Origin of the sequence: Saccharopolyspora rosea, assembly GCF_025643595.1 — a bacterium.
Lineage (GTDB): Bacteria > Actinomycetota > Actinomycetes > Mycobacteriales > Pseudonocardiaceae > Saccharopolyspora > Saccharopolyspora rosea.
The window spans coordinates 1,706,105-1,718,451 of the sequence record NZ_CP102826.1 but is presented as its reverse complement, the minus strand read 5'-3'; the positions used below and the strand labels follow the sequence as shown (position 1 = coordinate 1,718,451).

At 71.0% G+C, this 12,347-nt stretch carries 9 protein-coding genes; 8 read left to right on the top strand and 1 reads right to left on the bottom strand.

The window, feature by feature from the left end; translation table 11 throughout:
• Positions 1-305 precede the first annotated feature (305 nt).
• From NV263_RS08390 to NV263_RS08355, 8 genes are all read left to right on the top strand, one after another.
• Entirely contained in the window at positions 306-3,092 is a 2,787-nt protein-coding gene (locus NV263_RS08390; protein ID WP_263251996.1) for an alpha/beta fold hydrolase, read from the top strand.
• Positions 3,089-3,991: an ABC transporter permease gene (locus NV263_RS08385; RefSeq protein ID WP_263251995.1), complete on the top strand. Its 903-nt coding sequence runs from the start codon at positions 3,089-3,091 to the stop codon at positions 3,989-3,991. Before NV263_RS08390 ends, NV263_RS08385 begins: the two co-directional genes overlap by 4 nt.
• 64 nt (positions 3,992-4,055) lie before the next feature.
• Positions 4,056-4,964, top strand: coding sequence for a LysR family transcriptional regulator (locus tag NV263_RS08380; RefSeq protein WP_263254126.1), 909 nt, complete (start codon positions 4,056-4,058; stop codon positions 4,962-4,964).
• 166 nt (positions 4,965-5,130) lie between these two features.
• Positions 5,131-6,363, top strand: coding sequence for a CaiB/BaiF CoA transferase family protein (locus tag NV263_RS08375; protein ID WP_263251994.1), 1,233 nt, complete (start codon positions 5,131-5,133; stop codon positions 6,361-6,363).
• 70 nt (positions 6,364-6,433) lie between these two features.
• Positions 6,434-7,207: a crotonase/enoyl-CoA hydratase family protein gene (locus NV263_RS08370; RefSeq protein ID WP_263251993.1), complete on the top strand. Its 774-nt coding sequence runs from the start codon at positions 6,434-6,436 to the stop codon at positions 7,205-7,207.
• On the top strand, positions 7,204-7,938 hold the full coding sequence (locus tag NV263_RS08365) for an acetoacetate decarboxylase (protein ID WP_263251992.1): 735 nt from the start codon (positions 7,204-7,206) through the stop codon (positions 7,936-7,938). The genes NV263_RS08370 and NV263_RS08365 overlap by 4 nt, the downstream gene beginning before the upstream one ends.
• 14 nt (positions 7,939-7,952) lie before the next feature.
• Entirely contained in the window at positions 7,953-8,915 is a 963-nt protein-coding gene (locus NV263_RS08360; protein ID WP_263251991.1) for a 3-hydroxyacyl-CoA dehydrogenase NAD-binding domain-containing protein, read from the top strand.
• A gap of 23 nt (positions 8,916-8,938) precedes the next feature.
• Positions 8,939-10,123, top strand: coding sequence for an acyl-CoA dehydrogenase family protein (locus NV263_RS08355; protein WP_263251990.1), 1,185 nt, complete (start codon positions 8,939-8,941; stop codon positions 10,121-10,123).
• A gap of 206 nt (positions 10,124-10,329) precedes the next feature.
• On the opposite strand, the gene NV263_RS08350 is transcribed toward NV263_RS08355, so the two are convergent.
• Positions 10,330-12,345, bottom strand: coding sequence for a hypothetical protein (locus NV263_RS08350; RefSeq protein WP_263251989.1), 2,016 nt, complete (start codon positions 12,343-12,345; stop codon positions 10,330-10,332).
• Positions 12,346-12,347: the final 2 nt, after the last annotated feature.

Sequence of the window (12,347 nt, the reverse complement as noted above, 5' to 3'; positions counted from 1 at the left end):
CCCCCGCACCCAACCCGTCTCCTGCCCCCAACGCGCCCCTGTCCCTGGAACAACGCGACTCACTTCCGGCACACGCGTCACCGGGTCACCGCCGGGGCGGCGGGGGCGTTGCGCGGCTCACGTTCGCGGTTATGATCACCGGCGTCCGGCAGCGCGGCCGGACCCGCACGCGGGGATGCGGCACGGCCACACCACCCGTGCACCCGACGGTGCCCGGTTGCTGTTTGGTCTCTGGTTCATAGCGTCTTCGTCCCGCCCGCCTCAGGATGAAACTGGTGCCGTCGTCTTCCCCTACTGTCGAAAGCGTGTCCGCATCCGCTCGTCGCCGCCGTGCCGGCCTGGTCCTGATCGCGCTGTCCGCCGTCGCCTTCGTGGTGTTGGGATCGTTCCTGTGGGCGGGGCAGGACAGGCCGACCGGGACACCGGCGGCGCCGCGGCAGGCGCTGCTGGACGTGCTCGACGGTCCCGGGCGCACCGAGCGGGTCCAGATCGACGTCACGCTCTACGCACCCGCCGAGACGCCGGCACCCGCGATCCTGCTGGCGCACGGTTTCGGCGGGGACAAGAACAGCGTCGCCGACCAGGCGCGCGACCTGGCCCGCCGCGGTTTCACGGTGCTGACCTACTCCTCCCGCGGTTTCGGGCGCAGCACCGGCAAGATCGCGCTGAACGACCCGGACTACGAGGTCGCCGACGCCGAGCAGCTGCTGGACTGGCTGGCCCGCCAGCCCGAGGTGCTGCGCGACCGTGACGGCGATCCGCGGGTCGGGGTCACCGGTGGTTCCTACGGCGGTGCGCTGAGCCTGCTGCTGGCGGGCAGCGATCCGCGCGTCGACGCGATCGCCCCGGTGATGACCTACAACGACCTCGACCAGGCGCTGCTGCCCAACGCCGCGTCGCGGCAGCCGCTCACCGGCGACACCGCGGCGCGCGGCGCCTTCGGCGGCGACGGGGTGTTCAAGCAGGCGTGGGCGGGGCTGCTGTTCTCCGCCGGGGCCAAGCCGACCCCGGCCGCGCGCCAGCAGCCCCCGGTGGACGGCGGCGCGGTCGCCACTCCCCCCGGCGAAGAGCCACTGACCTGCGGGAACTTCACGCCCGAGGTGTGCGCGGCCTATTCCGAGGTCGCCCAGACCGGACGGGCGAGCCGGCAGACCCTGGAGCTGCTGGACCGGGTCTCGCCGAAGCGCGTCACCTCGCGGATCAAGGTGCCGACGCTGCTGGTGCAGGGCGAGCAGGACAGCCTGTTCGGGCTGGACCAGGCCGACGCCAACGCCCGCCAGGTCGCCGCGGCGGGCGCCAAGGTCAAGATGGTCTGGTTCGCGGGCGGGCACGACGGCGGACCGCCCGGTCCCGCCGTGGACGACCAGATCGCCGACTGGTTCGCCTACCACCTCGGCGGCGTGCCGCCGGTGCCCGATCCCGGGACCGGTTTCGAGTACGACATCGCGGGACGACCGCAGCGGGACGGCAAGGTTCCGGTGCGGACGGTGCGCGCCGCGGCGTACCCGGGCGTCGACTCGCAGCGCACCCCGCGCTACCAGCTGGCGCTGCACGGACCGCCGACGCCCGTGATCAACCCGCCGGGCGGCAACCCCGCGTCGACGAGCTCGCTGCCCGGGTTCGGTGCCGCCGGGCAGTGGGCGGCGCGGGACCTGCCCGGCCAGACAGCGGTGTTCCGCACCGACCCGGTGGACAGCCGGTTGATGATCTCGGGCGTGCCGCGCACCCGGCTCTCGGTGGCCGCGGTCCCGGGCCAGCCCGCCACCGCCGACCCGGTGCTGTTCGCCAAGCTGTACGACGTGGACCCGGACGGCAGGCGGACGCTGCTCGGCGCCGCCTCCCCGCTGCACGTCGTCGGGGTGCCGGCGGACGGGACCGCGGTACCGGTCGACGTCGCGCTGCCCGGCGTGGTGCACCCCCTGGAGACCGGGCACCACCTGGAACTCGCCGTGACGACCACCGACCAGGCGTACGCGCTGCCGAAGCAGCCCTCGGTGCAGCGCGTCGCGCTGGCCGACGGGTCCGCGCTGTCGGTGCCGTCGGTGCGCGGGGTGCCCGGCAGCACCGCCGCCGTCCCGGTGGCGCCGCTGGTCGGCATCGGGCTGATCATCGCGTTCGCGCTGGTGGCGTGGGTGATCTCGCTGATCCGGCGGCGCGCCACCGACGACGTCGACCCGCGGCTGACCGACACCCCGCTGGTGATCAGCGGGCTGGCGAAGTCCTATCCGGACTCCCGGGACGCGGTGCGGGACCTGTCGATGCGCGTCGAACGCGGCCAGATCGTCGGACTGCTGGGCCCCAACGGCGCGGGCAAGACGACGACGCTGCGGATGCTGCTGGGCCTGCTGCACCCCACGGACGGCACGATCCGGTTGTTCGGGCACCTGCTGTTCCCGGGTGCGCCGGTGCTGTCCCGGGTCGGCGCGCTGGTGGAAGCGCCCGGTTTCCTGCCGCACCTGTCCGGTCTGGACAACCTGCGCTACTACTGGGCGGCGACCGGGCGGCCGATGTTGCAGGCCCGGTTCGACGAGGTGCTGCGGATCGCCGGGCTCGGCGACGACGCGCACCGCCCGGTCCGCACCTACAGCCAGGGCATGAAGCAGCGGCTGGCCATCGCGCAGGCGATGCTCGGCCTGCCCGAACTGCTGGTGCTCGACGAACCGACCAACGGACTGGACCCGCCGCAGATCCACCAGCTGCGGGAGATCCTGCGCCGCTACGCGGCCACCGGGCGCGCGGTGCTGGTCTCCAGCCACCTGCTCGCCGAGGTCGAGCAGACCTGCACGCACGTGGTGGTGATGCACGAGGGCGCGGTGGCCGCCTCGGGCACCGTCGCCGAGATCGTCGCGGTGGACGGCGAGGCGACGTTCCGCGTCGACGACCCGGAGCGGGCCGCCGAGGCGCTGCGCAGCATCGAGGGCATCGGCGACGTGCGCACCGAGGGCGACCTGGTGCACGCCGACCTGGCCGGGCACTCCGCGGCGGTCGCGGTCAACGTGCTGGTCGGGTCCGGGGTCTCGGTGCACGAGGTCGGGCCGCGGCGGCGCCTGGAGGACGCGTTCCTGCAGCTGGTCGGAGAGGAGGACCGGTGACCGAGGACACCGAACGCCCGGGGACCGCGATCGTGCCGACCGAACGGCACACCACCGTCCAGCCCGACGGCAGCGTCGAGGGCTACCGGGCCGGCCGGACGCTGCCGGTGCGGGTGGAGCTGGCCCGCCAGCTGCGCCGCAGGCGCACCCGGCTGTCGCTGGGCTTCCTGGTGGTGCTGCCGGTGCTGCTGCTGATCGCCTTCCAGGTCGGCAGCGGCTCCCAGGGCGGCCGGTCGCTGGCCGACACCGCCAGCTCCAGCGGGCTGAACTTCGCGGTGTTCACGCTGTTCGCGTCGACGAACTTCCTGCTGGTCGTGGTCGTCGCGCTGTTCTTCGGCGACACCGTGGCCAGCGAGGCGTCCTGGTCGAGCCTGAAGTACCTGCTGGCGGCGCCGGTGCCGCGCAGCCGCCTGCTGCGCCGCAAGGCGGTGGTGTCGGCGATCCTCTCCGGCGTCGGGCTGCTGCTGCTCACCGCGGTCGCGCTCGGCGTCGGGCTGCTGTGGTACGGCGGCGGCGACCTGCTCACCCCGACCGGCGAGGCGCTGCCGTTCCCGGTCGGCGTGGCGAGCCTGGCCGTCGCCGCGGCGTACCTGGCGGTGCACCTGACGTGGATCGCCGGCCTGTCGCTGTGGTTGGGCGTGAACACCGACGCACCGCTGGGCGCGGTCGGCGGCGCGGTGCTGGTGTCGATCCTGTCGCAGATCCTCGACCAGATCACCGCGTTGGGCGATCTGCGCGCCTACCTGCCCACCCACTACGCGACGGCCTACTCGTACCTGCTCAGCAGCGACGTCGACTGGACGTCGATGGCGCGCGGCGCCTTCTCCGGTCTGGCCTACGCGACGGTGTTCACCGCCCTGGCGATCTGGCGCTTCCGCCGCAAGGACATCACCAGCTGAGGTGGCCCGGTGCCGGTCCCGGCCAGGACCGGCACCGGCCGCACCCGGGTAATCTGGCTGGTTGATGGAGATGTTCCACCTGCGCTACTTCGTGGCGGTCGCGGAGAACCTGAGCTTCTCGAAGGCGGCTCGGCAGCTGCACATGGCGACTTCCCCGTTGAGCCAGCGGGTCCGGGACCTGGAACGCGAACTCGGCACGGCGCTGTTCGAGCGCGACTCCCACCACGTAGGGCTGACCGACGCGGGCGCGGCCCTGCTGCCCATCGCCAAGGACGTGCTGGGCCGCTTCGACGACATCCCCTGGCGGCTGCGGGAGGCGATCCGCCCGCCGCGCCGCACCGTCTACATCGGCATCCCGCCGGGATTGCACTCCCGGCTTCGGGAGAAGCTCAAGGAACTCGAAGAACTCGCCGCGTCCGAATGCGACGTCAAGCGCTGGCCGGGCAGCAGCGGCGATCTGCTCAACGCCGTGCAGCGCGGGGAACTCACGATGGCGCTGGTGCACCTGCCGGTGCACGCGGAGGGGATCGAGGTCCAGGAAGTCATGCGGGAACCGCTGGGCGCGGTGCTGCCCGCGGCGGAGTTCTCCGCGCGCACCTCGGTCGCGCTGTCCGAACTGGTCGACCACACCTACGTCAGCCCGGCGCCGTCGATGCTGCCGACCTACTTCGACCAGCTCATGGTCCGGCTGCGCGCCGCCGGTATCCACAAGAAGATCACCCTGAACACCGGGGACTACGGCAGCACCAGCGAAATGGTCGCGAATGGTTCCGCATTTTCCATCTCCATGCTCGACCCGGCGAGCGGAATGGGGAAATACCACGACGAGAACGTCGTGGTGCTGCCTTTCGAGGATTTCCACCCGCAATTGACGACCGGTCTCATCTGGCGCTCCGACCGCGCGGAGCAGCAGCCCGAACTCCAGGAATTCCTGGACGCCGCGCAACGCTTGCTCCAGCTCCCCGAGCTGTGACCCCGGGCACGAATGGCGTGACCACTGCGGTCACGCCATTGTTCGCGGAACGGTGCCGCTGATCGTTTGAATTCGCCGAACACTCGGGCCTACCGTAGTTAGCGAAGCAAATGAAAGCCGCCGGGAAATCAACTCGGCACACTTCTTTCCGCCTCCAGGAGTGGTGATGACAGCACCCGCGAACAAGGTGACGGGCACCACCGCGAACAACGCGGGCCCGCTGGCGGGCGTCCGCGTCGTCGACATGGCCACCGTCGTGATGGGCCCCTACGCCGCGCAGATCCTCGGCGACCTCGGCGCCGACGTCATCAAGATCGAGTCGCCGAGGGACACCGTGCGCAACGGCGCCATGTACCGGAACACGCCGGGCATGACCCCGCTCAACCTCGCGGTGAACCGCAACAAGCGCAGCGTCGCGCTCAACCTCAAGGACGACGCCGAGCGCGAGCAGGCGCTCCAGATCATCGGCGACGCCGACATCCTGATCACGAACATGCGCATCGGCGCGCTGCGCCGGCTCGGGATGGACTACGAGAGCCTCGCCGCGGCCAACCCGAAGCTGATCTACGCGCACGCCCAGGGCTTCCGCCCCGACTCGGACCGCGCCGAGCTCGCCGCCTACGACGAGACCGTGCAGGCCGCCTCCGGACTGCTGGACGTGGCCAACCGCGCCGGCGACATCGGCGCCCCCGTCGTGCTGCCCAGCATCTTCGCCGACAAGGTCGCCGCGCTGACGATCGCCTACTCCACGCTCGCCGCCCTGGTGCACCAGCGGGCCACCGGCCGGGGCCAGCTCGTCGAGGTCCCGATGGCCGACACGCTGCTGGCGTTCAACCTGGTCGAGCACCTGCAGGGACGCACCTACGAGCCGCCGATGGGCCCGACCGGCTTCACCCTGTCGATGAACAAGGGCCACCGCGCGCGTCCTACCAAGGACGGCCTGGCGATGATCATCCCCTACACCGCGCAGAACTGCCGCGACCTGTTCCACGCCGCCGGACGGCCGGACCTGGCCGAGGACCCGCGGGTGGCCGGGGACCACATCGACAGCCAGAACGACGGCGAGGCCATCGCCGAGATGATCGAGTCGGTCACCCCCAACCTGACCACCGCCGAGTGGGTCGAGGTCTGCACCAAGCACAGCATCCCGGTGGGTCCGGTGCTCGAACTGGACAACGCCCCCGAGGACCCGTACGTGCGCGACGGCCACCTGCTCGACGTCGCCGAACATCCCAGCGAGGGCCCCTACCGGGTCGTCGGCATCCCGATCGGCTTCTCCGCCACCCCCGCCTCCGTGCGACGCCACGCGCCGCTGCCCGGCGAGCACACCGCGGAGGTCCTGTCCGAACTGGACCGACGGGGTGCGGGTGTCCCGCAGAGCACCGAGGAGGCCCGATGAGCCACGCTCACCCGCTCGCTCATCGGGACCGACCGGGTGCGGGTGTCCCGCAGAACACCAAGGAGGCGTGATGAACACCCCGGACACCGCGGTGCGCACCGAGACCGTCGGCAGCACCCTGGTCATCACCATCAACCGGCCGAAGGCGCGCAACGCCGTCGACGCCGAGGTCGCCGGCGGGATCGCCGCCGCGATCGACGAGCTGGAGGCCAATCCCGCGCTGCGGGTGGGCGTGCTCACGGGCGCGGAGGGCACCTTCAGCGCGGGCATGGACCTCAAGGCCGCCGCGCGCGGCGAGTCCCCGGCGGTGGCCGGCAAGGGCTTCGCCGGGCTCACCGAGGCCGAGACGTCCAAGCCGCTGATCGCCGCCGTGGAGGGCTACGCGATGGGCGGCGGCTTCGAACTGGCCCTGGCCTGCGACCTGGTGGTCGCCGCCGAGGACGCCCGGTTCGCGCTGCCGGAGGTCAAGCGCGGGCTCATCGCCGGGGGCGGCGGGGTGATCCGCCTGCCCCGCAGGGTTCCGCACCACCTGGCGATGGAGCTGCTGCTCACCGGCCGCACCATCACCGCTGCGCGGGCCCGCGAGCTCGGCGTGGTGAACCGGCTGACCGCGGGCGGCGGCGCCCTGAGCGCGGCGCTGGAACTCGCCGCGGAGATCGGTGAGAACGCGCCGCTGGCGCTGGCCGCGGTCAAGCGGGTGGTGCGCCACGCCCGCGACGACGCCGAACCGGAGGCGTTCTCCGCTCAGCGGCGGGAAATCCAGCAGCTGCTGGAATCCGCCGACTTCGCCGAAGGGGCGCGCGCCTTCGCCGAGAAGCGCGCTCCGGAATGGACCGGACGATGAACCGCGAACAGATCCTGCAGCACGTCAACACCCCGTTGACCGCTCCGGCCTACGCCCCGGCGGTGGCCCGGTTCACCGACCGCGAGTACCTCAACGTCGTCTACCGCACCGATCCCGAAGCGCTGCGCGCGGTGGTCCCGGAACCGCTGGAGATCGACGAACCGCTGGTGCGGTTCGAGGTCATGAAGATGAACGAGGTCACCTCGTTCGGGCCGTACGTCGAGGCCGGTCAGGCGATCCCGGTGCGGTTCGACGGCGAGCGGGGCGAGTACCTGCACGCGATGTACCTGGACAACTTCCCGGCGACCGCGGCCGGGCGGGAGATCAGCGCGTACCCGAAGGTGCTGGGCCAGCCGTCGCTGTACGTCGACAGCGGTGCCCTGGTCGGCACGTTGGACCACGGCACGATCCGGGTCGCCACCGCGACGATGGGCTACAAGCACCACCCGATGGACCTGGACGAGGCCCGGGAGCAGATCACCGTGCCGACGTTCATGCTCAAGATCGTCCCGGGTTACGACGGCCGACCCCGGGTGTGCGAGCTGGTGCGCAGCCAGATCACCGACATCACCGTCAAGCAGGCGCACACCGGCCCGGCGCGGTTGCAGCTGTTCGAGCACGTGCTGGCGCCGCTGGCCGACCTGCCGGTGCGCGAGGTCGTCTCGGCCAGCCACATCATCACCGACCTCACCCTGGGCGGCGCCGCACCCGTCCACGACTACCTGGCCTGATCGAGGAGGATCCGATGGCCGCAGCAGAAAAGCCGCGAGTTCCGCAGTGGACCACCGTGGCGGTGGTCGGAGCCGGCACCATCGGCCTGTCGTGGGCGGCGCTGTTCTCCGCGCACGGCATCCGGGTCCGCGTCACCGACCCGCGCCCGGACCTCGCCGAGGCGGTGCGCGAGGCGATGCCCGCGCTCGCCGCGAGCATCCCCGGCAGCGACGCCGAGGACCTGCTCAGCCGCATCCGGGTCACCGGCGACCTCGCCGAGGCCGTCGACGGGGTGCAGCTGGTGCAGGAGAACGGCCCGGAACGCCTGGAGTTCAAGCAGGAACTGTTCGCCGAGATCGCCCGGCACGCCCCGGCGGAGGCGGTGCTCGCCTCCTCCAGCTCCGGCATCATCGCCTCGGACATCGCCGCGGAACTGCCCGATGACGTGGCCGCCCGACTGCTCATCGCGCACCCGTTCAACCCGCCGCAGGTGGTGCCGCTCGTCGAGATCGTGCCCGGCCAGCGCTCCGCCGAGCGCGTCATTGAGTCCACAATGGACTTCTACACCGCCCTCGGCAAAACCCCGGTGCGCCTGCACAAGGAGGTCTCCGGGTTCGTCGCCAACCGCTTGCAGAGCGCCATCATGCGCGAGTCGATCTCCCTGGTGCTGCGTGGAGTCGTCAGCGCCGAGGAGCTGGACACCGTGATGAAGGCGTCGCTGGGCGGCCGGTACGCGACCGTCGGCCCGTTCGAGAGCTTCCACCTCGGCGGTGGCCCCGGCGGCATCCGGCACATGATGGCGCACCTGGGCGTCGGCATGGCCGCCCGTTGGAAGGAGCTCGGCGATCCGGAGCTCGACGACGACGCCATCGCCACCATCACCGAGCAGACCGAGGCCGCCTACGGCGCCGGTCCGGACGCCTACCGCGAACGCTGCGAACTCCGCGACCGCAAGCACATCGCGATCAAGTCCGCGCTCGGCGACATCGAGAACTGACCACACCAGGAGGATTTCCGGCAATGCCCAAGCCCGCCAACACCAATCCCGACTTCTTCGGTTACGCCGAACTGCTCAGCGAGTCCGAACGCGCCGAGCTGGCCGAGATCCGCGACTACCTGGAGCGCGAGATCAAGCCGCTGGCCAACGACGCATGGGAGAAGTCCGAATTCCCGTTCGAGGTCGTCGAGAAGTTCGCCAAACTGCGCCTGGCCGGGTACCAGTACCCCGAGTACGGCGACGGGAAGCAGCGCAGCCCGCTGTTCTCCGGTTTCCTGAGCATCGAGCTCAACCGCATCGACCCCTCGCTGTCGGTGTTCTCCGGTGTCCACACCGGACTCGCGATGGGCAGCATCCACGGCGGCGGCAGCCAGGAGCAGATCGACCGCTGGTTCCCGGACATGGTCGAGATGAACAAGATCGGCGCGTTCGCGCTCACCGAGCCGGAGGGCGGCTCGGACGTCGCGGGCGGCATGCGCACCACCGCGCGCCGCGAGGGTGACACGTGGGTGCTCAACGGCGCCAAGCGCTGGATCGGCAACGGCACCTTCGCCGACCTGGTCGTGGTGTGGGCGCGCGACGTCGCCGACGACCAGGTCAAGGGTTTCGTGGTGGAGAAGGGCACGCCCGGCTTCACCGCCACCAAGATCGAGGGCAAGATCGCGCTGCGGACGGTGCAGAACGCCGACATCGTGCTCGACGACGTCCGCGTGCCCGAGGCCAACCGGCTGCAACGGATCAACACCTTCCGGGACACCGCCAAGGTGCTCGCCAAGACCCGCGGCGGGGTTGCCTGGCAGGCCCTCGGCGTTGCGATCCGCGCCTACGAGCTGGCCCGCGAGTACGCGGTCAACCGCGTCCAGTTCGGCAAGCCGATCGGCTCGTTCCAGATGATCCAGGACCTCCTGGTGAAGATGCTCGGCAACATCACCGCCATGTTCGGCATGGTGGTCCGCCTCAACGAGCTGGTCGCCCAGGGCCGCGGCGGCGCCGACCAGGCCGCGCTGGCCAAGGCGTTCACCACCACCCGCATGCGCGAGGTGGTCGCGATGGCCCGCGAACTGTTCGGCGGCAACGGGATCGTGCTGGACTACGAGGTGGCGAAGTTCTTCTCCGACGCCGAGGCGGTCTACTCCTTCGAGGGTTCCCGCGAGATGAACACCCTCATCGTGGGCAAGTCCGTCACCGGCCTCAGCGCCTTCGCCTGATTCAGCCCCAGCGCTCCTGGAACAGCGCCCGCCGGCCCACCGCGGCCGGCGGGCGCTTCGCAACGGTCCGCCCCGTGCGGCGGAAGCGGAGCGGTCACCGCAGCGGCGGTTCCACGTGCCCCACCGGCCCGGATCTCGAAGTAGCGGCCGGGCTAGCGCGTGTTCCGCTCCCGGCACGGCCACGCACCGCACTTCCGAAAGACTCCCTAGCCGAGCAGGAACCTCGCTTGGGAGCCCGGACCGGTGGAGTCCATCCAGAACGAGATGATCGCCTGCCGCCCGGACTGCGCCCAGCCCGGTGGCGCGTGGGCCGCCAGGGGGAGGACGAGCTCGACCCGGCCGGCCCGCGCGCGATCGAGTTCGGGGGCGTGGACCACGACGTCCGCAGTGGGACCGCCCCGCCCCCACGGCAGGGGCGCGGTCCGGTGGCTGTCGACGATGTCGCCGTGCCAGAGCACGCTTTTCGCGGCTGTGCCAGCGAGCACGTAGTCGACCCGGATGCCGAACAGCGCCTGCGGAGAACTCGGTTGGGCGGCCAACCGATCGGTCCAGATGTCGATTCCCAGGGTGTTCGGCAGGTCCCGGTACTCCGCGCCGCACAGCGCGGTGCCCTCGCTCCCCTGGATGCCCAGGTGCGCGATGGCGCGTACCGCGTCGTAGCAACCGTAGGCGTTGCCGCGTACCGAAGTCGTACCGTTCGGGCCCGCGATCCGGTCGGCGTAGGTGTGCTTGCGGACCAGCGTGGCGTCCAGACCGCCTCGGTCCAGGTCCGGATCCGACGCGGTGCCGATCTCCAGGTACGTGATGCCGGGTCCCGCGACAGTCACGGTCTTGGACAGCGGCTGGGAAAGCGGGGCGACCTCGATGGGCGTGAAGTCGTCGCCGCCGCGCTCCAACGGACTGCCGTGCTCGCTGTCGATCCGGTAGACGGAGACCTCGGCCCCGCGCTGACTGGCCACATTGGACAGCTGGAGCTCGATGCTGTGCGGCTGATCGGTTTCGTTCCACACCAAGATCGAGCTGCGGTACTGGTCACCCGAGGCCATGGCGCCGAGGCCGGCAGGCAGCGCACCGCGCACCGGCGTGCGGCGGTCGGGCATCCGTGCGTAGAGCTTCAGGGCGTTGAACAGCGGCAGCCGGAGTGCCTTGCCGTTCCGGTAGGCGATCAGGTGGGGCAGCCAGCCGCTGAAGGTGAACGTCTGCAGGTCGGGGACCTGCAGGGCGGTCCGCAGCGACGCCATGGAGCGGGCCGCTTCCAGCGTGGTTCCGGCGTTGCCCTCCCACTCACCGGGTTTGAACACCCCGGACTGCGCCTGGATCAGCGGAACGGTGTTGAAGTCGGTGCCCAGCGCGTTGCGCGCGGCGTCGAGGAGCGCGTTGAGGTCCTCACCGTAGTTGTTCAGGGTGAGGTAGTCGAACGGCAAGTCGGGGTTGGCCTTGCGCCGCGCCCGCAGCCGGTCGATCGTGGCTTCGAGGTGGGTCCGGCCGCCCAGCTGCTTGCGGGGGACCGCGCTGGGCGTGATGAAGCTCGCCATCCCGAACAACCCCTGGGGCGCGATCGCGCTCGTGTAGGCGTCGTAGATGTCGACCATCTGCTTGACCGACGCGGGGTTGGGGGACCCGGTGAGGTTGTGGCTCGGCTCGTTCCACACGCACCAGCTGATCGGGTATCCGCTGTAGAGCTTCGCCCACTTGCCGATGGCGTCCGCAGCGGCTGCGAGGTCGGTCGGCGCTGGGAACAGGTGCGGCCGTTCGGCCTTCGCGTAGTCCCACCACTGCTTGGGCGCGCCCTCCAGTTGGACCATGATCTCCACGTTGCGCTGGTGCAGCCCGCTGAACAGCTCGTTGAGGAAGTCGTTGGGCAACGCCGAGATCTGGCCGTCCGCGCCCACCACGATCGGATAAGGCGTCAGCGACGGCCAACTGGCGTTCGGGAAGCGCAGCTCCGCGTCGTAGAGCGCCGGGCGGATCTCGTCCAGGTACTGCACGCTGTCCAGGATCTGGGTGGATTCGAGGGCTCGTCCCACACCGATCTTCGACTTGAGCAGTGGGAAGAAGGCGGTCTGGCCGAAATCGACCTGGAGGCTCGCTGAAGGGGCGTCGCCCGAATCCGGCCCAACCCCGCAACCACCGAGCAGGGCCGCCGCCCCGATCCCGGCGGCGGAGGCCAGGACACGACGTCGGGTGTATTCGGCTGGCTCCGGCTGCGATGCTCGTCCCATGA

Coding starts and splice junctions, on each gene's coding strand:
- NV263_RS08375 (WP_263251994.1), top strand. CDS start 5,131: ATGACAGCACCCGCGAACAAGGTGACGGGCACCACCGCGAACAACGCG.
- NV263_RS08360 (WP_263251991.1), top strand. CDS start 7,953: ATGGCCGCAGCAGAAAAGCCGCGAGTTCCGCAGTGGACCACCGTGGCG.
- NV263_RS08370 (WP_263251993.1), top strand. CDS start 6,434: ATGAACACCCCGGACACCGCGGTGCGCACCGAGACCGTCGGCAGCACC.
- NV263_RS08350 (WP_263251989.1), bottom strand. CDS start 12,345: ATGGGACGAGCATCGCAGCCGGAGCCAGCCGAATACACCCGACGTCGT.
- NV263_RS08365 (WP_263251992.1), top strand. CDS start 7,204: ATGAACCGCGAACAGATCCTGCAGCACGTCAACACCCCGTTGACCGCT.
- NV263_RS08355 (WP_263251990.1), top strand. CDS start 8,939: ATGCCCAAGCCCGCCAACACCAATCCCGACTTCTTCGGTTACGCCGAA.
- NV263_RS08380 (WP_263254126.1), top strand. CDS start 4,056: ATGGAGATGTTCCACCTGCGCTACTTCGTGGCGGTCGCGGAGAACCTG.